Here is a 21,233-nt window from a genome sequence, read left to right as displayed (position 1 = left end):
CTATCATATTTTTTTATTTTGGAATATAATTTGCTTACTATAAATCAATTCGCAATAAGGTGTATATAAATGAGTATAGAGATATCAAAAGCTGATTCACTTGTCAAAGCTGCGCTTGATTACCGTGCAGCTCGTCAAGATATGATCGCTTCAAATATTGCAAATGCCGATACACCTTTTTATAAACCAAGAGATATAAGCTTTGAAAGTGCACTTGCATCAAAAAAAGCTGAACTCTATAATCAAGATAGTAATCAACTAATAATGGCTACAACAGATGCCAAACATCTTACTTCAGAAAAACAAAGTGCTACAACAAAACCAACACTTTATTTTAGAGATGGGCATATGGCTAGAAATGATGGCAATAGTGTAGATATAGATGTAGAAACAACAGAGATGAGTAAAAACTCCATTATGTTCAATGCACTTATCCAAGCACATAAAAAAGATAAAGCAATTTTCAGCTCTGTGATTGAAGCATCGCAAAAACTAAGTTAAGGTAGATAATTATGAGTAACTTTTTAAATAGCTTTGATATAAGTGGATATGGGTTATCTGCGCAACGTGTCCGTGTCAATGTTATCTCATCAAATATCGCCAATGCCCAAACAACTCGTACTGATGAGGGCGGAGCGTATCGTCGTAAAGAGGTTGTTTTTAAAGCTATTGATTTTAATGATTATTATAACGAAGCTTTAAATGAGCAGACACAAAGTGCATCGTATTCAGACCCTTTAGATGAAGGTGATTTTGGAAAAAAGGTAAATCCTGCTATAATGAGTGTAATAGTTGATAAGATATCGCGTGATGATTCACAGCCGCAACTAAAATATGAGCCAAACCACCCAGATGCAGATGCTTCTGGGTATGTAGCCTATCCAAACATTAATCCTGTGATAGAGATGGCCGATCTAGTTGAAGCGACACGCTCTTATCAGGCAAATGTTGCAGCGTTTGAAAGTGCAAAAACTATGGCTAATAATGCTATCTCACTATTGCAGTAAAAGAAAGGAAGTTGTAAATTATGAGTGACAATATCAATAATATCTCTGGTCTTTCTACTGCAGACTTATTAAATAATAACACCAAAACAACTTCAAAAAATAGTGGTGTTGACTTTGCTAAAGAACTCAAATCTGCTATCAATGAAACAAATGCTCTGCAAGAAGATAAAGAAAATGCTATTGCAGATTTAGCGACAGGACAAGTAAAAGACCTTCATCAAGCAGCTATGGCAATCGGCAAAGCGGAAACAAGTATGAAACTAATGCTAGAGATCAGAAATAAAGCACTTAATGCTTATAAAGAGATCAGCAGAACGCAACTCTAGTCCTAACTCACACTCTAAATGGTTAATCGCAACAAAAGCAAAAAAATTCTCCTTTTATATGTCATCGTATTTATAGGTTTTTTAGTTTTTCTTTCTGTAATGCTTTTTACAGTACTAGACCCTAGACATCTACCTTCCAAATATACAGCCGATACTTCAAAAGCATCTCGTGGAAGTATCATTAGTGCTGATGGTTTTCATATAGCAACGACCAAAAAACTTTTTAAAGCTGTTGTAAATACTCGCTATATTGATCCACAAAAAAAAGATCTTTTTGTGGAACTTTTTTCTATCTACTCTGGAATAAATAAAAAAGAGATTACGAAAAAGATAAATGCACATAAAGGTGTAGTGGTCTTGAGTTATAACATTCCCCAAATTCAAGCACACTATTTAAAAAAGCTCTCAGCAGAGTTAAGACGCCTCAATGTTTTTTTAGCGCTAAAAAACCCTAGAACTGGTTTGCTCTCTGTACATGGGCTTAATATAATTGAAAGTGGTGAGAGTAGAGAGTATAACTATGGAAATTTATTGACCCCTATCATCGGCTACCCTCATAAACTTGAAGAGGATGGATACACTTTTGTTAAAGGTGTCAAAGGTTTGGAAAAACGTTTTGATGATGAACTTTCAGCCAGACAAGATGGGTATTCACGTGGTAAACGTGATGTCAATAGTTATATCATATTAAATAAAAAAAGTTTTACAAAACCTCAAATCAATGGGTTAGATATTAAGATCACTATTCCTGTTGCCTTGCAGATAAAAATTGAAAAAATGTTAGATCAAATGAAAGTAGAACTTGATGCGAAACAAGTGATGTTTGCGCTTATGGATTCTACAAAAGGTGATGTTTTGACAATGGCTAGTTCAAACCGTTATCTTCCAAAAGAGATCAAAAAAAGTGACTATCCCTCATTAAACAGTGGGATGATAGAGTATAGCTTTGAGCCTGGAAGTGTTCTCAAACCCATTACCTTTTCATTGCTTTTAGAAAAAAAACTTGTCAATCCCTACGATCTTGTAAATGGACACAATGGTCGTTTTAAAATAGGGAGAAAAATGATTAGAGATGAACATAAGTTTGATTGGTTGAGTGCTGAAGATGTGATTGTCCACTCATCAAATGTGGGTATTGCACAACTAGCACAAAAACTCTCTGGGTACGAATTTTATGAAGGGCTTAAAAAGTTTGGTTTTGCAAAACGCTCTACACCTGACCTTATCTATGAAAAAGCAGGTTCAATCCCAAGTGTAAAACGTTTGGAAAATCAGATATATAAAGCTACATCAGCTTATGGTTATGGACTACAAGCAAATCTTATGCAACTATTACGTGCCTATTCAGCTTTTAACAACAATGGGCGAATGGTATATCCAAAACTTTTACACTCTTTTATAAATGAATACAACCAAGAAACACTTCTACCTTATGAAAAAAGTGTACCAGCTATTACAAGCACAACAGCTCAAAGGATGAAACGTATCCTTATCAAAACAGTAAATAAAGGTACAGGTGTAAAAACAATTACTCCAGGTTTAGAAGTTGGTGGAAAAACAGGGACTGCTCATATTGTTGAAGATGGGCGGTATGTCAATAAATACAATACCTCTTTTATAGGTTTTGTAAATGACAAGACCCATAAATATACTATGGGTGTTGTAGTTGTACAACCTAAAAAAAGTCAATTTGCTGCACAAACCGCAGTGCCAGTGTTTAAAAAAGCGATCGATATTATGGTTGAAGATGGATATCTACAGCCAGATATTATCGAGTAATCTTGTTTTACCAACAACTGCTTCAACTAAAATAATAGTATTACCCACCTCAACTGTATTTATAGGTTCAAACTCACGATTAACAACCTCTACATAACCAATTTTTAATGGTGTTAAAATTTTCAACATCTCATCTTTAATCGTTTGAACATCAAACTCTTTTTTAGAGATCATTTTAGAAGCTGCATAGAGTGATGCAGAGATTTTCAGTGCCTCTTTTCGCTCATCAACACTGAGATAAACATTTCTACTGCTTCGTGCTAAACCATCAGCTTCTCTAACTGTATTGATAGGGATAATTTCAATATCCATATAGTAGTGTTTTACCATGAGTTGAATGAGGTTGAGTTGCTGTGCATCTTTTTTCCCAAAATAAGCGCGTGTAGGTTTTACGATATTTAAAAGTTTCATCACTATACGTAAAACTCCAGAAAAATGCCCAGGACGTGTAGCACCTTCTAAAACATAACCTCTTACTTCTGGAGCTTCAATTTTTACTTCGTCTTCAAAATAGATATTCTCTTTTGTTGGGAAAAAGATCACATCAACACCTGCGAGTTCACATATCTTTTTATCTGCTTCATCACGACGGGGATAGTTATCTAAATCTTCCCCTTTTAAAAACTGTGTTGGATTTACAAAGATTGAGACAACTACAAGTTCATTGTTTTTACGAGCATTTTTTATAAGTTCGATATGCCCTTCGTGTAAAGCACCCATCGTTGGTACATATCCTATAGTTTTATTTTGCTCTTTTAGATATCTTTGTAACTCTTGTGGCTCGTGAATAATTTTCATGTAAAAATTCCCATATAATATATATGGAATTATACATAAAACTTTAAAAGAAATATCCTATTTGTAAAGAGAGATACTGATCTGCTGCTGCATCGTTTAAGCCATACCCATATCTTCCTATCATAAACCAATTCTCCGTAATGTTATAAGATGCAGAGAAGTAAAGTGTTTCACGATCTTCTGAACCTATATATATACTTGAAACATTTGAGTAAGAGAGTGATGCATAAGCTTTTGAGCCTTTATGAAATCCTATCCCTCCATAATATACTGTACTATTTTGATATATCTCTTCTGTAGAGGTTGTATTTTCATCTCCAACAACTGTATATGAACCTCCACCAAACACTGAGATATATTTGTTTGCTTTAAAAGTAAGTGAAGCAGAACCAGAGTAATCAAGCTTATTTGTTTGACTATCATCATTTGGAACTATAACCCCAGCACCTAGTTTAAAACTAAGATTATTTAGAGGTCGAAATTTATATTTTGCGTTTACATAAAAATCATTAAAACCATTGCTACTAGAGCTATATGTGTCATAGTTATAATCAGACGACGCCACAGAAAGAGAAAATTTTTTATAATAATAGTCTAAATTAACAAGCTTTGAATTATATGTATATTCAGATGTAGTATCACTCTCTTTTTCTTTGCTTTGACTATATCCTAAAATAATATCAAAATGATGATTTGAAATAGTTGTATCTACTTTACAACCAGTTTTATCTACAAGGTCGCTAAAAGCTGTATTTGGACACTTGTCAACATCATCTTCAACACCATCAAAATCAGCATCATTTGCCAAGAGTAAAGTGTTAAAAGATAAAAGTAAAAGTAGTATTTGTTTTTTCATGATTTTTGCCTTAGCCTTAGAAAGTATATATATAATTGTATTAGCAAAACATTAGCGAAGTGTTAGCGAGTAGATATCTAAAATGAATGTTGAACCTTCATCTATTTTACTCTTTAGTGTTATTGGTACTCCAAGATCTTGACAAAGTTTTTTTACAATATGTAAGCCAATACCAAGACCTCGTTGATGCTCTTTATAAAATCTATCAAATATTTTTTCTGGATTTTTTATCCCTTTACCAGAATCTTGAATGATAAGTTTATTATCCTCATATTTTACAGATACAAATCCGTTAGCTTTATTGTATTTTGCACCATTAGTTAAAAGATTTTCTATGATTCGCTCAATTGCAGCAAGATTGGTATAGAGCTTCAATGGTGAGATTTCAACTATAAAATTGATATGAGGATAAAGCCCTTGTAAATATTCAACTTTATACTCTACTATCTCTTTTAAATCAAACTCCTCTTTTTCTACAGAAGAGTTTTTGATATAGGTTTTGAAATTTTTTTGTAAAGAAACAATGGTGTTTATTGATTGCTCTATACGTACAATCTTTTTATAATTTTTTTCACTTTTTTCAAGTGTTTTTACATTTATGAGTAAAGAGGAGATAGGGGTATTAAGATCATGTAAGATATCTTTTATAAATTCATTTGTAAGACTTAATGCTCTTCGTAAAGGGCTTAATGTATAAAAAGAAAAAAGTACTGAAAGTAAAATAATTATAATTAAGGCGAATAAAAAATATTGTAATCTTTTTATTTGTAAATTTTTTAAGTCTTGCAAATATAGATCATTTTTATATGCTATTTTTAGGTTATACTTCTCAACATTTGGGATTGTATAATAGCTGAAAAGTTCTTTGTCATTTTTATAAAGAGTATAAACGAGATGCTTTTGTTTGTTTTCAAATTCTATATCGTATTTTTTACACTTTAGATCAAAACTGCATAGTTTCATCTCATTTAAAATATTGCTTTCTAAAGTGTGCACATCTTTTTCATACTCTATAAATAAAATAAACCCCACAAGGATACTCAGTGAGATAAAAAATAAGGAAAAGCCTTTTAAAAAAGATTCTTTTTCAACATGGTTCAATGGTATAACCCACCCCTCTTACATTTTTAATGTCAACATTTATCGTACCTCTTAGTTTATTCATGGCTACACGAAGTGCACTATCATTTCCACCTTCAAGATATTCAAAAAGTTCATCTTTTGCAATAACTTGTCCAATATTTTTAAAAAGTACTTCAAAAAGTTTAAATTGTGAATAACTCAAGTATACCTTTTTTCCGTCAATAAAAATATCTTGTGAGAGTGTATTAAACTGTATATGTTTATATCTGATAATATGTTTTTCAACCAATCTCGCATTAACTCTGATCAAAAGTTCTTCAGGTAAAAATGGTTTTTTTAAATAATCAAATGCTCCTGCATCAAACCCTTTTGCAATAGTTGATATATCAACATTAGCACTTATAAAAATAGTTGGTGTAGTATCTTCAGTATCTTTAAGCGAACGCAACAGATCTATGCCATTATAGTCAGGTAAATTTATATCAAAAATATACATATCATACTTGTTATCAAACACCTCATCTACAGCATCTCCTCCAGTGTGAACAGTTTTGACACTTAAGTTATGCTCTTTGAGAAGTTCTTCTAGAGTATCAGCTAAAATAGTATCATCTTCTAATAATAAAATTTTCACTTTTTATCCTTAAAAATATCCCTAAAAAAGGGATATTTATTACCTTAGTGTCTACCACCACGATCCATCATTTGATCTTGCATACGATCTTGCTGCATCATTGAATCTTGTTGCATACCCATATCTGCACTATCAAAATTTTGCATCATCTCTCGCTCTTGTGAACGTTCCATCATACCTTCACCCATTTCACCATCACCTTGCATACCTTCAGATGGTGGTGGCATTGGTGGACGATGTTCTCCATGGTGTTCATGCATTCCATGCTCACCACCATCTGGTCTTGAATCTCTAAGCAATGCTATTGCAGCTGCACGATCTTCTTCATTTAAACTTGAAATTAACTCTTTTAATTGATTCATAATCTCAAAACGCTCCTCTGGAGTTGCATCTTTTAACGAATCTATCAATGTTGTAATTTCACTACTTACTTCTGTTGTAGCTGTTGCATCTGTCGTATCAGTTGTAGTATCTTCTGTAACTGTCGTATCTGTAGTATCAGATGTCTCTTCTGTTACAGTTTCTTCTGCAGTAGTATCAGTTGTATCTGTCGAAGTATCTGTAACAACCTCAGTAGTTGTCGTATCTGTTGTAGTTGTTGTCGTATCATCTGCAAAAACAGCTGGTGCATTGATTCCGAGTAATAAACTCGCGATAACTAAATTTCTAAATTTCATAACATCTCCTTTAATTTTTGTTACAGCGACAGTATAAAATCTTTACGTTAGTGAAGTGTTAGTAGTTATTATAGATTTTTTATGCTTCAATATAATATAATCTCGCTTATACAATTTTATATTGGAAATTTATGGATAACTACGAATACACAGAACTTTTAAAAAATATCACTATTAAAATGAAAAACATTACAGGTGTTGTTGAACCAGATAAAATTCAGACAAGACTAGCTGAAATTAAAGAACTAGAAAATGATCCAGAGTTTTGGAATGATGCCGCGAATGCTGCAAAAATTCAAAAAGAAAAGACCCAATTACAAAGAAAACTAGACAAATATGATATAGCTCGTTTAGCTGTTGAAGATGCAAGTGAACTCTATGAGATGGCTAAAGAGGAGAATGATGAAGACTCGATTGAAGCGCTTTTTGAAGATGCACCAACTTTAGAGAAGCAAATTCGCTCTATGGAGATTGAAGTATTACTGAGTGGTGAAAGTGATGGCTCAAATGCTATTTTATCTATCCACCCAGGTGCAGGTGGAACTGAGTCACAAGATTGGGCAAGTATCTTACTTCGTATGTATAAACGCTGGGCTGAGCGACATGATTTTAAAGTGGAAGTACTTGATTATCAAGCTGGAGATGAAGCGGGGATCAAAGATGTATCTATTCTCATTAAGGGTGAAAATGCTTATGGGTATTTAAAAGTTGAAAACGGTATCCACAGACTTGTACGTATCTCTCCGTTTGACTCAAATGCAAAACGTCATACTTCATTTTCATCTGTTATGGTTTCGCCAGAGATTGATGATGATATTGACATCGTTATTGAAGATAAAGATATACGTATCGATACTTACCGTGCAAGTGGAGCTGGTGGACAACATGTTAACAAAACTGAATCAGCTATACGTATTACACATATCGCTACTGGTGTTGTAGTACAGTGTCAAAACGATAGAAGCCAACATAAAAACAAAGCAACTGCGATGAAAATGCTAAAATCTCGTTTGTATGAGCTTGAACTTGAAGAGCAAAAAGCTAAAGAGGCTGGAGTTGAGAAAAGTGAGATCGGTTGGGGGCATCAAATTAGATCATACGTCATGCAACCCTACCAACAAGTAAAAGATACAAGAAGCAATGAAGCATACTCTAATGTACCAGCAATCTTAGATGGTGATATAGATAAAATGATTGAGGGTGTACTCATCTCAATGAATAAAGAGGGATAAAACTACTTATCCTCTTTTTTCAAAAAACTATATCCTAAAAATCCTGCACCAAATACCATAACCATAATCATTAACATTCTTAATTGTTTTTTTTGTGTCTCAACCATAGATGCTGAAATAGTTGAATGGTTTGATTGTTGTGTCGTTGATTTTGAAGAACCTTCTCCACTGACTGAAGATTCCATTCTTGCTAAATTTGCTGCTGCTTTTTCATTTTCATTCATCACTTTTTGCGGGGCTGCCCAAAAAAAGAGTGTCAAGCCTAAAACAAGTAAAAATGCACCTACACTTCTTAAAATTATTTTTTGATGTTTTAAAAAAAAATCCATAAATATCCTTTTTTATAAAGCAAAATTATGTCAAAATTCCCTTATGAACTTACTTAAAGAATTTTTACTTGAAGACAAATGTTCCTATCTAGACAATAAAAAGCAAACAAGCCACTATAAAATTATAGAAAAATGTTCTGCTACAACATGTCAAGATTTAGTTGAGCGTGGCTACAGAAGATTTGGACAGATGTATTTTAGACCTATATGTGCTGAGTGTAACGAGTGTCAAAGTATTAAAATAGAAGTAGATAAGTTTTTATTTTCAAAATCTGCTAAACGAGTTCTCAAAAAATCTAAAGAGCTTTCAATTGTTCTCCAACGTCCAACTATTTCAAAAGAGCATCTTCATGTGTTTGATAAATACCATAAACATATGCATGAAAAAAAAGGGTGGGATTTTAATCCTTCAACACCAGAACACTATTTTAACTCTTTTGTAAATGGACATGAAGATTTTGGGTATGAAGTACTCTACTTTTTTAAAGATAAACTAGTTGGAGTTGATCTTATAGATATCTTGGCAGATGGTATCTCCTCTATCTATTTTTATTACGATCCAGATTTTGCAAAATATTCCCCTGGGAGATTATCATTATATAAACAGATAGAGTTTGCAAAACGCTACGATAAAAAATGGATCTACTTAGGATACTATGTTGAAGGGTGCCCATCTCTTGAATATAAAGCAGAATACAAACCTTACCTTACTTTAGATGGAAGACCCAGTGAATATGAAGAGTTTCACTGGTTTAAAAAGTAACTTGCACTACCTCGTTTTTTGAAGCTCTATTTTTTGTTCTTTACGAAGTTGCTTTTTTTTCTCTTCTAACTCTTTTTGTAATTTGTTTTCTAGTGCTTCTTGCTCTTGTTGATCTTTTTCTCTGATCTGTTTTATTCTTTCTAAATCACGCTCTTTTTTTGATTTTCGATTTTTTAATTCTGCTTCTTTTTGTGCTTTAAGGGCTGCATCTTCATCTAAAAATTCTTGAATTACACCTGTAGTATTGATATCTTCTGTATGTGCAAAATAGTAGTCTATGATCTCTTGTTTTTTATCTTTTGTATCAACAAGTCCACTATTAACCATTTGTGTAAAGAGTGTAGAGTTTTCATATCTCAGTGAAGAGTTATAGAATTTATTGGCTGTTCTTACAAAAAAATCATTCTCTTTTGAAAGATCTCGAAGACTATTTAGATACTCTTTTTTATTTTCAGTTTTACCACTTTCAATTTCAAAACCTTGTTCTTTTGTTGTTTTGACTTTTGCTACATAATCTTGAATTTTTTGTTTAAACACACTAAATTGATCTATATTTTGAAGATTTTCAATTCCATCAACATTATTATATATAACATCACCTAAAGCAGCATAAACACTTGGATTTTTAGCAAATAGTAATGAAGAAAGTAATATAAAAGACAAAATGAGTTTTTTCATTTGAGATAACCTAAAAAATTATTTTCCAGCATTATATCAAACTTTTGACATAGAAATCAAAGAAAGAAAGGTGACCTCCATAAAGGAGGTCTTTTTAGAAGTAGATAATTAAAATTATCCGTTACGTTTTTTGATAATCTCTTCAGATACATTTCTTGGAACTTCTTCATAGTGATCAAATTCCATAGAATAAGTAGCACGACCTTGTGTATTTGAACGAAGGTCAGTTGAGTATCCAAACATCTCAGAAAGTGGAACGAATGCATCAACGATTTTGTTACCGCTTCTATCACCCATGTTGTTAACTTGACCACGACGACGGTTAAGGTCACCGATAACGTCACCCATGTAGTCTTCTGGTACTTCAACTTCAACTTTCATTAATGGTTCTAGAATAACTGGTTTAGCTTCACGAGCAGCTTCTCTAAATCCCATTGATGCAGCGATTTTGAATGACATCTCATTCGAATCAACTTCGTGGTAAGAACCGTCATAAAGTGTAACTTCAGCATCTTCAATAGGAAAACCTGCAAGAACACCTTTTTTCATAGATTCTTCCATACCTTTTTCAACTGCTGCGATATATTCTTTTGGAATTACCCCACCTTTAATTTCGTTGTGAAATACTAGACCAGTATTTGCTTCACCTGGTTTAAGTTTGAATACAACGTGACCATATTGTCCACGTCCACCAGATTGTTTAGCGTATTTGTAGTTTTTGTCAACTTCAGTTCCAAGAGCTTCACGGTAAGATACCTGTGGAGCACCAACTTCAGCTTCAACTTTAAACTCACGTTTCATACGATCAACGATGATCTCAAGGTGTAACTCACCCATACCAGAAATAATAGTCTGACCTGTTTCTTCATCAGTAGCAACTCTAAAAGATGGATCTTCTGCAGCTAGTTTACCTAGAGCTATACCCATTTTTTCTTGGTCAGCTTTTGTTTTTGGCTCAACAGCAACAGAAATAACTGGATCTGGGAAATCCATACGCTCTAACACAACAAGATCTTTTTCAGAACAAAGAGTATCACCAGTTGTAGTAAATTTGAGACCAACAACCGCACCAATTTCACCAGCGTAGATCTCTTTTACTTCTTCACGTTTGATAGCATGCATTTTCATGATACGACCAATACGCTCTTTTTTATCTTTTGTAGAGTTGTGTACATAAGAACCAGCTTCTAACGAACCACGGTATACACGGATGAATGTTAACTGTCCAACGAATGGATCAGTCATAATTTTAAATGCTAATGAAGCGAAAGGTCCATTATCTGTTGATTCAACAGTAACTTCTTTCGTCTCATCTTCCATCATAGTACCTTTAATTTGTGGTACTTCAGTTGGAGCTGGAAGGTAGTCTACAACAGCGTCAAGTAAAGTTTGAACACCTTTGTTTTTAAATGCAGTACCAACAGTCATTGGAACGATATGCATTGCAATTGTAGCACGCTTGATAGCTGCTTTAATCTCCTCTTCAGAAATCTCTTCACCCTCTAAGAATTTCTCCATAAGCTCTTCATTACCATCAACTGAAGAGATCTCTTCGATCATCTTTTCACGGTATTCTTCAGCTTTATCTTGATAATCAGCACGGATATCTTGTGTATGGTAAGCAGAACCCATAGCAGCATCTTCATCCCATACAATCTCTTTCATTTTTACAAGATCAACTACACCTTCGAATTTATCTTCAGCACCGATTGGTAATTGGATTGGAACTGGATTTCCTTTAAGACGCTCACGAATTTGACGTTCAACTTCATAGAAATCAGCACCAGTTCTGTCATACTTGTTAACAAAAACGATTGAAGGCACACCATAACGGTTTCTTTGTCTCCAAACAGTTTCTGATTGTGGCTGAACCCCACCAACAGCACAAAATACTGAAACAGCACCATCAAGTACACGCATAGAACGCTCAACTTCAATAGTGAAGTCAACGTGACCCGGAGTGTCGATAATGTTGATTTGTTTTCCTGCCCATTCACAAGTTGTTGCAGCTGAAGTAATTGTAATACCACGCTCTTGCTCTTGCTCCATCCAGTCCATTGTCGCAGCACCATCGTGAACTTCACCGATTTTATGCTCAACACCTGTATAGAAAAGGATACGCTCAGTTGTTGTTGTTTTACCAGCATCAATGTGAGCAGCAATACCAATGTTTCTTACATCGCTTAATTTATGAGATCTTGCCATTTTTAAATTACCTTATTATTACCAACGGTAGTGAGCAAATGCTTTATTTGCTTCAGCCATTTTGTATGTGTCTTCTTTTTTCTTGAATGCTGAACCTTTTTCAGTTGCTGCATCCATAAACTCGTTAGCTAATCTCTCAGCCATTGTTCTTTCATTTCTTTTACGTGCCGCATCAACTAACCAACGAATAGCTAGTGATTGCTGACGTACTGGACGTACTTCTACTGGAACTTGATAAGTAGCACCACCAACACGGCGACTTTTAACCTCAATAATAGGTTTTACATTCTCAATAGCTTCATTAAATGTATCGATTCCTGATTTTTCACCTTTTGCAGAGATTACATCTAACGCACTGTAGATAATTTTTTCTGCAGTAGATTTTTTACCATCTAACATTACTTTATTAATAAACTTCGTTAAAACTTTGCTTCCATATACTGGATCTGGCATAATTTCACGAACAGGAGCTTTTCTTCTTCTCATTTGTTTTTTTCCTTATCTTCAATTTTTTTCAAAAAATTTACTCAAAATACTTCTACTAGTACCCTGTAGCTATCTTTGAACTTTAATTTAAATTATTTTTTTGGTCTTTTCGTTCCATATTTAGAACGAGCAACTAAACGGTTAGCAACACCAGCAGTATCAAGTGCACCACGAACAATGTGATACTTAACACCTGGTAAATCTTTTACCCTACCACCACGTACAAGTACGATAGAGTGTTCTTGAAGGTTGTGACCCTCACCACCAATGTATGAGATAACCTCAATTCCAGTAGTTAATCTAACTTTTGCAACTTTTCTTAAAGCCGAGTTAGGTTTTTTAGGTGTAGTTGTGTAAACACGAGTACATACACCACGACGCTGTGGACACGCTTTTAAAGCAGCAGATTTTGATTTTTTTACTACTTTTTGACGCTCTTTACGAATCAATTGATTGATTGTAGGCATATATTTCCTTTATCTGAATTTTCCAGTAGAATGTAACTCTCTATAAAGCGATACTTTTTAGGGAGTTATAGACGCGCAATTTTACAGAAAAATGAATTAAAGTTAGCTTATTTTAAGTGTTTTTTAATTTATTTAAAAAGTTGAGTAGATTTTTGAAAAGCTGTAGATAGTACAAGAGAGCCTAAAGGCTTACTCTTGTGTAGATTCAAACTTGATAGTTTTATTTTTGTAGATACCAGTTCCAACAGGGATAGTTCTACCAATAATAACATTCTCTTTTAAGTTATCAAGATAATCAACTTTAGCACTTACTGCAGCTTCAGTAAGAACTTTTGTTGTATCTTGGAATGATGCAGCAGAGATAATAGAGTCCGCTGAAACTGCAGCACGTGTAATACCAACAAGGAATGGCTCAGCAATAGCTGGACGACCACCAAGACGAATAATTTTTTCATTCTCTTGAGCAAATTTTTGTTTAGAGATAAGATCACCTTCGATAAACTTCGTATCACCTGATTTTAAGATTTTAACTTGTCTTAACATCTGAGTAAAGATAACTTCGATGTGTTTATCAGCGATGTTAACCCCTTGAGAACGGTAAACTTGTTGTACTTCAGATACGAGGTAGTTATAAAGTGCTTTAACACCCATAATTCTAAGTAACTCGTGTGAAGAAAGGATACCCGTAGTTAAACGCTCACCAGCATGAACGAAGTCACCAGCATTTACAACTGGCTCATGTGATTTATCTACAAAATACTCTTTTACAATTCCATTTTCACTATTGCTAACTACGATACGAACTTTACCACGTAAAGGTTTACCAAAACTAACCGTTCCATCAATCTCTGAAATAAGTGCAGTAGCTTTTGGACGACGACCTTCAAAAAGTTCAGATACACGTGGTAGACCCCCTGTAATATCTGATGATTTTTGAAGTGCTTTTGGTGTTTTAGCAATAATATCTGCAATTTTCACCTCTTGACCGTCTTTAACAAATAAAGAAGACTTAGGCTCAATCGCATAACGTAACAATTCACCGTTTTCAGTTGCTAAAACGATTGTCGGTTTGTACTCAGATGAGATGTGATCGTTGATCATTAAACGTGTTTTACCAGTTAACTCATCTAACTGCTCTGTTGCAGTAGTTCCAACGATAATATCTTCATATTTAACTGTACCATTTGCTTCAGAGATAATAGGATTTGAGTATGGATCCCATTCTGCAATAACAACAGACTCATCAGATGCAGGTTTAGCAATTAAACTTGAACTCTCAACGACTTCATCATCTTCAGTTACAATCACTGAACCACGAGCGATATAGTGACGAACAGCTTCACGGTTGTTCTCATCAATCACAGCTGCAAAAAGACCTTTCTCTTTTACTTCATAACCAGCTTTAAGCCCTTCAAATCTCTCTAAATAGTCACCTTTAAGTAAGAAATACTTCACAGTACCTTGCTCTTTAGCATAGATTTTTTGAGTAACTGGAGCACCATTATCAACTAATAATTCAGATGCATAAGGGATACGAGAAGGTACATTCCATCCATCTTTAATAGTCTCAACAATAGAATCTTCAGCAACTACATCACTTCCACTCTCATATGGGAAGTAATATTTTCCTTCAATTTGACCACTTACACCAGCAAGTTCATTTGGTTTAGCAATCTCATTTTTACGTAAAGAGTAACGAACTGTATCAGTTCCATTTGTGATACTTAATAACACTTCATCATGGATAGTTTGAATGTCAATTTTTCCATTAAATGGTGCTTTAATTTTTGGCTCAACAAGTAACACTGCCGCATTACGACGATTTGCAACTATATTTTTACCCTCTTTATTTTGGTAAGTTCTAAGGTTATAGTAACGGATAAAACCTTCTTTTTCAGCTACAACTTGACGCTCTTGCGCAGTTGAACTCGCAGTACCACCAACGTGGAATGTTCTAAGTGTAAGCTGCGTACCAGGCTCACCAATTGATTGTGCAGCCACAATACCTACAGCCTCACCAGGACGTACAATATGTCCTGTTGCAAGATTCACACCATAACAAAGTGCACAGATACCATCTTCACTTTTACAAGTTGTAGGAGTTCTAATGTGTGCTGATTTGATTCCAGCCTCAGCAATAACTTTTGCACTCTCTTCATCAAGAAGCGTACCCTCTGCAAAAAGGATCTCATTAGAGATTGGATCGATTACATCATCAGCTAAAACACGACCGTTCAATCTATCTTCTAAAGACTCGATCAATGTATTTTGATCAGAGATATCTGAAATTTCAATACCTTCGTGAGTATGACAGTCATGCTCAACAATTTTCACATTTTGTGCAACATCAACAAGTTTACGAGTTAAGTAACCAGCATTTGCTGTTTTAAGTGCTGTATCGGCAAGACCTTTACGTGCACCGTGTGTTGAAATAAAGTACTCGATTACGTTTAGACCCTCTTTAAAGTTTGAAACGATCGGAGTCTCAATAATATCTCCACTTGGCTTAGCCATAAGACCACGCATACCCGCAAGCTGACGAATCTGAGCGGCAGAACCCCTCGCACCTGAATCAGCCATCATATGAATAGAGTTGAAACCATCTTTATCGTTTTGTACAAGTTCCATCATCTCAGCAGCAAGTGTATTGTTTGTATCTGTCCAAACGTCGATAATTTTATTGTAACGTTCTTGTTCAGTTAAAAGACCTGCTTCAAACTGTTTTTGGATCTCAATTACACGGTTTTTAGATTCATTGATTTTTCCAGCTTTCATATCTGGTACACGAATATCATCAGCTGAGATAGATACACCAGCTTCTGTTGCATGTTTGAAACCAAGATTCTTAAGTCTATCAAGAAATGATGCAGTTACACCAATACCACCATGTTTTTGTACATAATCAACAATCTCGTTGATCACTTTTTTCTTCATAGTTTTATTCCAAAGATCTGCTGGAACAAAATCTGGTAAAATCGCTTTAATTAAAAGACGACCAGCAGTTGTATGGATAATTCTTCCATCAACTCTTGTTCTTACTTTTGCATGAAGATCAAGTGCTTTATTTTCTAGTGCAATGTTAATTTCATCAACATTAGCAAATAGTTTATTTGATCCCTTAACACCATTTTTCTCTAAAGATAGGTAGTAAATACCAAGTACCATATCTTGTGAAGGTGTAGCAATAGCTTTACCAGAAGCTGGAAGTAAAACGTTCATAGATGCAAGCATAAGAACTTTTGCTTCAGCAATAGCTTCTGAGCTTAAAGGCACGTGAACAGCCATCTGGTCACCATCGAAGTCGGCATTAAACGCCGCACAAACTAATGGGTGAAGCTGAATAGCTTTACCATCGATTAGTTTCGGATGGAATGCTTGAATTGATAACTTGTGAAGTGTTGGTGCACGGTTAAGCATTACTGGATAACCATCAACAATCTCCGCTAAACACTCCCATACTTCATTAGTTTTCTCTTCGATCATTTTTTTCGCAGCTTTAACTGTAGTTGCATAACCTTTATCTTCTAACTTAGCAATAAGATGCGGCTTAAATAGTTCAAGTGCCATTTTCTTTGGAAGTCCACATTGATCCATTCTTAAATCTGGTCCAACAACAATTACAGAACGTCCAGAGAAGTCAACACGCTTACCAAGAAGGTTTTGACGGAAACGTCCTTGTTTCCCTTTAATGATCTCTGAAAGAGATTTTAGAGGACGTTTATTAGCACCTTTAACTGCATTTGCACGACGACCGTTGTCAAAAAGAGCATCAACAGATTCTTGAAGCATACGCTTCTCATTTCTAACAATAATTTCAGGAGCTTCTAATTCAACTAGACGCTTAAGACGTTGGTTTCTATTGATAACACGACGATATAAATCATTTACATCAGATACTGCAAATTTTCCACCATCAAGTGAAACAAGTGGACGTAAATCTGGTGGCAATACTGGTAAAATAGTAAGCATCATCCACGCTGGATTATTTCCACTATTTAAGAAAGACTCAATAACTTTTAAACGTTTATTGATAGTTTTTCTTTTTGCTTCACTTTTTGTCTCTTCGATCTCTTCTCTGAGTTGATTAAATACTTCAACTAGATCGATCGAGTCTAATAGATCACGAACAACTTCACCACCCATACGAGCTTTGAAACCAAGTTCACCAAATCTTTGAACTAACGTTCTGTATTGCTCTTCATTAAGTACATCATATTTAAGTACTGGTGTTTTTGCTTCAGCATCATAATATGCCTCACCACCTTGTTCTACAATATATGCCTCATAATAAAGTACACGCTCAAGGTCTTTCATTTTGATACCTAAAAGTGTACCGATACGAGATGGTAATGAAGATACATACCAAATATGTGCAACTGGAGTTACAAGTTCAATGTGACCCATACGAGTACGACGAACTTTTGTTGATGTTACTTCAACACCACACTTCTCACATACAACACCTTTGTAACGCATCTTTTTATATTTTCCACAAAGACACTCATAATCACGAACAGGACCAAAAATCTTTGCACAGAAAAGTCCGTCACGCTCAGGTTTTAATGTACGGTAGTTAATAGTTTCAGGTTTTTTAACTTCACCATTTGACCAAGACATCACTTTTTCAGGCGATGCTAACTTGAACTGAAGCTGTTTAATATCAGTTGGTCTATTATCTTCTGTTACTTCTACTGGCACTAATTTACTCATCGTCTTCTACCTCGTCCATAATCTCTACATCAAGAGCTAACGCTTGTAGCTCTTTTGTTAATACAAATAAAGTCTCAGGGATACCAGAAGCTGGTACTGACTCACCTTTTGTAAGTGCTTTATAGGCACGTACACGACCATCAACATCATCCGATTTAATTGTAAGCATCTCTTTAAGTACTGCTGAAGCACCATATGCTTCAAGAGCCCAAACTTCCATCTCACCAAATCTCTGTCCACCAAATAGTGCTTTACCACCAACAGGCTGTTGAGTGACCAGCGAATATGGCCCAGTTGAACGAGCATGGATTTTCTCATCAACTAAGTGGTGTAGTTTTAAGATATACATATAACCAACGTTTACACGCTCTTTAATCTTCTCACCAGTTCTACCATCATAAAGTACAACTTTTCCATCTTCAGCCATTTTTGCAGCCTCATAAAGTTTAGCAAACTCTAGTGCATTTACACCTTCAAAAATAGGAGTAGCAAACTTAACACCTTTTGCCCAGTCACGCGCATGTTTTAAGAACTCTTCATCATCCATAGCTGCAATTGTAGCTTTTGCGTTCATAAGACCAGCAACATCAGCAATTTCAGCCATTTTTGTACGTAAATTGTCTAAGAAATCTTTTTGTTTCGTTTCAAACTCAGCTTGAATTTGGTTTCCTAATTCACGACCAGCCATACCAAGGTGCATCTCTAAAATCTGTCCGATGTTCATACGAGAAGGTACACCTAGTGGGTTAAGACATACATCTACACTTCTTCCATCTTCCATATATGGCATATCAACTTCAGGAACAATATTTGAAACAATACCTTTATTTCCGTGACGTCCAGCCATTTTATCACCAACTTTTAAGTGACGTTTTGTTGCAACGTAAACTTTTACGTATTTCACAACACCGTTTGGAAGGATGTCATCTTTTTCTAAAATAGAAAGTTTTTCTTCATGCTCATCTCTGAAAAGTCTTTTTTGCTTTTGGAAATGGTTTTTCGTTTTATTGTACTGATCTTGTACATCTTCTGAAAATGCTTTTACAACATTGTTCATAGCAAAACGGTTGATTCCAGCTAAATCATCACCATTGATTAATTCACCTGCTTTATAGTTTTTATCACCTATTTTTACATCACTTTCTAAAGGTTCACGAGTAAGAAGTTTTGTTACACGTAACATCTCCTCTTTATCAATCATAATAAGTCTATCATAGTGCTCACGCTCTAAATGATCGCGCTCCTCTTTTTCAAGTTCTAATGCACGAGGGTCTTTGTCGTAACCTTTTTTCGTAAATACTTTAATATCAACTACTACACCCTCCATCGATGGTGGGCAGTAAAGAGATTTGTTTACAACGTGACCAGCTTTTTCACCAAAAATTGCACGTAAAAGTCTCTCTTCTGGAGTTGGTTTTACTTCACCTTTTGGAGATACTTTACCAACTAAGATCATGCCACCTTTTACTTGTGTACCGATCTTAACGATACCAGACTCATCTAAATGAGCTAATTCATCGTCACGAACGTTAGGGATATCACGAGTGATCTCTTCAACACCATGTTTAAGTTCACGTGCTTCAACTTCTTTCTCATAGATATGAACTGACGTAAAAGCATCTTGACGAATTAGTTTTTCTGAAATTACAATCGCATCCTCGAAGTTATACCCATTCCAAGGCATGAAAGCAACCATAGCATTTACACCAAGAGCCAACTCACCTTGATCCATATTTGGACCATCAGCAATAATTTGCCCTTTTTCTACTATTTGACCTACATTTACAACTGGTTTTTGAGTAAAAGTTGTATTTTGGTTTGTTCTTAAGTTCTTTTGTAATGGATAGTAATCAATAAAAATTTCACCATCATCTTCACCCATTACATAGATATGTTTTGCATCAACTTTTTCAACTTTACCACCACGCTTAGCTTTTACACATTCCCAAGAATCACGAGCTACAAGTTTTTCAACACCAGTTCCAACCATTGGAGCTTGAGCTTTAAGTAATGGAACTGCTTGACGTTGCATGTTTGAACCCATAAGTGCACGGTTGGCATCATCATGCTCTAAAAATGGAATAAGTGAAGCTGCAACACCAACAACCATACTAGATGAAAGATCTGCGTATTGACAATCTTTTGCTGGACGTAATAAATACTCACCATCATGTCTTGTTGTAATCAGATTTGCTACAAATTGACCATCTTTATCTAACTCATTTGAAGCTGCTGCAATCATTGCACCCTCTTCTTGAGTTGCTGTTAAGTACACGATTTCATTTGTAACTTGACCATCTTTCATCACTTTATATGGTGCTTCAATAAATCCATGCTCATTAACTTTTGCATATGAAGCTAAAGTATTGATAAGACCAATATTTTGACCCTCAGGAGTCTCAATCGGACAGATACGTCCGTAGTGAGTTGGGTGAACGTCACGTACTTCAAATCCAGCACGCTCTTTTACAAGACCACCTTCACCAAGAGCTGATAAACGACGTTTATGAGTAACTTCAGACAATGGGTTTGTTTGATCCATAAATTGAGACAATTGTCCACCTGAAAAGAACTCAATAATAGTTGACGTAATCATTTTAGAGTTGATTAGATCATGCGGCATAAGCTCATTCATTGGTCCACTCATAGTAGATAGTTTATCACGAATAGCTTTTTGCATTTTGATTAAACCATTGTGTAACTCATTTCCTAAAAGCTCACCAATTGCACGAATACGTCTATTACCCAAGTGATCTCTATCATCGATATGACCCTGACCATTTTTAACTTTAATAACGTATTTTACAGATTCAATGATATCTTCATGAGTAAGCACTGTTACATATTCTGGTACATCTAGACCAAGTTTATGATTCATTTTCATACGACCGACTTTTGTTAAGTCATATCTCTCAGAGTTAAAGAATAAATCATTGAAGAAAGACTTGGCAGCTTCTTTTGTAACAGGCTCACCAGGTCTCATAACTTTATAAATTCTAATTGTTGCTAAATCATTCTCATCTTCTATACCTTCTGTTTGGCGAAGAAGCTTTAATGTTTCATTATCTGCAATGAACGAGTTAATAATAGCATCATCAACACCTGTTGCCAAGTCATTTGCTATCTCAACGCTTTCACAGCCTTGTTCGATAATTTTTGCAAGTTTTGATTCATCTAGTTGCGTTAAAGTATCATACAATACT

At 34.9% G+C, this 21,233-nt stretch carries 18 protein-coding genes; 6 read left to right on the top strand and 12 right to left on the bottom strand.

The features are described 5' to 3' along the window. The first annotated feature begins 69 nt into the window (after nt 1-69). From flgB to ACQY56_RS05015, 4 genes are read left to right on the top strand one after another with little or no spacing between them, the layout of a single operon-like run. Nucleotides 70-501 carry a flagellar basal body rod protein FlgB gene (gene flgB / locus ACQY56_RS05030; RefSeq protein WP_428738334.1) on the top strand — a complete coding sequence of 144 codons (432 nt, stop codon included), beginning with the start codon at nt 70-72 and terminating at the stop codon, nt 499-501. Nucleotides 502-512: 11 nt separating this feature from the next. Then, nucleotides 513-1,007 (top strand): flagellar basal body rod protein FlgC, encoded by a 495-nt coding sequence (flgC, locus tag ACQY56_RS05025; protein WP_428738335.1) that lies wholly within the window; start codon nt 513-515, stop codon nt 1,005-1,007. 20 nt (nt 1,008-1,027) lie between these two features. Next, nucleotides 1,028-1,333 (top strand): flagellar hook-basal body complex protein FliE, encoded by a 306-nt coding sequence (fliE, locus tag ACQY56_RS05020; RefSeq protein WP_428738336.1) that lies wholly within the window; start codon nt 1,028-1,030, stop codon nt 1,331-1,333. 18 nt (nt 1,334-1,351) lie between these two features. Continuing rightward, nucleotides 1,352-3,112, top strand: a complete 1,761-nt coding sequence (locus ACQY56_RS05015; RefSeq protein WP_428738337.1) for a peptidoglycan D,D-transpeptidase FtsI family protein — start codon at nt 1,352-1,354, stop codon at nt 3,110-3,112. On the opposite strand, the gene panC is transcribed toward ACQY56_RS05015, so the two are convergent. The 5 genes from panC to ACQY56_RS04990 are packed head-to-tail and all read right to left on the bottom strand — an operon-like array spanning nt 3,089 to nt 7,160. Continuing rightward, entirely contained in the window at nt 3,089-3,910 is an 822-nt protein-coding gene (gene panC / locus ACQY56_RS05010; protein ID WP_428738338.1) for a pantoate--beta-alanine ligase, read from the bottom strand. The genes ACQY56_RS05015 and panC overlap by 24 nt on opposite strands. Nucleotides 3,911-3,953: 43 nt before the next feature. Further along, on the bottom strand, nt 3,954-4,766 hold the full coding sequence (locus ACQY56_RS05005) for a transporter (protein ID WP_428738339.1): 813 nt from the start codon (nt 4,764-4,766) through the stop codon (nt 3,954-3,956). A 51-nt stretch (nt 4,767-4,817) separates the two neighbouring features. Then, on the bottom strand, nt 4,818-5,867 hold the full coding sequence (locus ACQY56_RS05000; RefSeq protein WP_428739910.1) for a sensor histidine kinase: 1,050 nt from the start codon (nt 5,865-5,867) through the stop codon (nt 4,818-4,820). Beyond that, entirely contained in the window at nt 5,854-6,483 is a 630-nt protein-coding gene (locus ACQY56_RS04995) for a response regulator transcription factor (protein WP_428738341.1), read from the bottom strand. The genes ACQY56_RS05000 and ACQY56_RS04995 overlap by 14 nt, the downstream gene beginning before the upstream one ends. 44 nt (nt 6,484-6,527) lie before the next feature. After that, complete coding sequence (locus tag ACQY56_RS04990; RefSeq protein WP_428738342.1) at nt 6,528-7,160, bottom strand: hypothetical protein; 633 nt, start codon at nt 7,158-7,160, stop codon at nt 6,528-6,530. Between the two features lie 131 nt (nt 7,161-7,291). On the opposite strand from ACQY56_RS04990, the gene prfB reads away from it, so the two are divergent. Next, complete coding sequence (gene prfB, locus ACQY56_RS04985; protein ID WP_428738343.1) at nt 7,292-8,392, top strand: peptide chain release factor 2; 1,101 nt, start codon at nt 7,292-7,294, stop codon at nt 8,390-8,392. 2 nt (nt 8,393-8,394) lie between these two features. Here the strand turns inward: prfB and ACQY56_RS04980 are convergent, their stop codons facing one another. Beyond that, nucleotides 8,395-8,721 (bottom strand): hypothetical protein, encoded by a 327-nt coding sequence (locus ACQY56_RS04980; RefSeq protein WP_428738344.1) that lies wholly within the window; start codon nt 8,719-8,721, stop codon nt 8,395-8,397. 43 nt (nt 8,722-8,764) lie between these two features. Between ACQY56_RS04980 and ACQY56_RS04975 the strand changes: the two genes are divergently transcribed. Further along, a complete protein-coding gene (locus ACQY56_RS04975; RefSeq protein WP_428738345.1) occupies nt 8,765-9,484 on the top strand; it encodes an arginyltransferase in 720 nt (239 codons plus the stop codon). Nucleotides 9,485-9,490: 6 nt separating this feature from the next. Here ACQY56_RS04975 and ACQY56_RS04970 read toward each other — a convergent pair whose 3' ends face one another. The 6 genes from ACQY56_RS04970 to rpoB form a co-directional block, all read right to left on the bottom strand. After that, nucleotides 9,491-10,162 (bottom strand): hypothetical protein, encoded by a 672-nt coding sequence (locus ACQY56_RS04970; protein WP_428738346.1) that lies wholly within the window; start codon nt 10,160-10,162, stop codon nt 9,491-9,493. Between the two features lie 114 nt (nt 10,163-10,276). After that, entirely contained in the window at nt 10,277-12,367 is a 2,091-nt protein-coding gene (gene fusA, locus ACQY56_RS04965) for an elongation factor G (protein WP_428738347.1), read from the bottom strand. Between the two features lie 18 nt (nt 12,368-12,385). Further along, complete coding sequence (rpsG, locus tag ACQY56_RS04960) at nt 12,386-12,853, bottom strand: 30S ribosomal protein S7 (protein ID WP_428738348.1); 468 nt, start codon at nt 12,851-12,853, stop codon at nt 12,386-12,388. Nucleotides 12,854-12,945: 92 nt separating this feature from the next. Then, nucleotides 12,946-13,320: a 30S ribosomal protein S12 gene (gene rpsL, locus ACQY56_RS04955; protein WP_428738349.1), complete on the bottom strand. Its 375-nt coding sequence runs from the start codon at nt 13,318-13,320 to the stop codon at nt 12,946-12,948. A 189-nt stretch (nt 13,321-13,509) separates the two neighbouring features. Further along, on the bottom strand, nt 13,510-18,030 hold the full coding sequence (gene rpoC, locus ACQY56_RS04950) for a DNA-directed RNA polymerase subunit beta' (protein ID WP_428738350.1): 4,521 nt from the start codon (nt 18,028-18,030) through the stop codon (nt 13,510-13,512). Beyond that, nucleotides 18,023-21,233, bottom strand: a 3,211-nt coding sequence (gene rpoB, locus ACQY56_RS04945) for a DNA-directed RNA polymerase subunit beta (protein WP_428743736.1), incomplete at its 5' end; no start/stop codon positions are given. The genes rpoC and rpoB, both read right to left, overlap by 8 nt.

It is taken from the genome of Sulfurimonas sp. (genome assembly GCF_050296975.1).
GTDB lineage: Bacteria > Campylobacterota > Campylobacteria > Campylobacterales > Sulfurimonadaceae > Sulfurimonas.
This window is presented reverse-complemented; position numbering and strand designations above follow the sequence as displayed.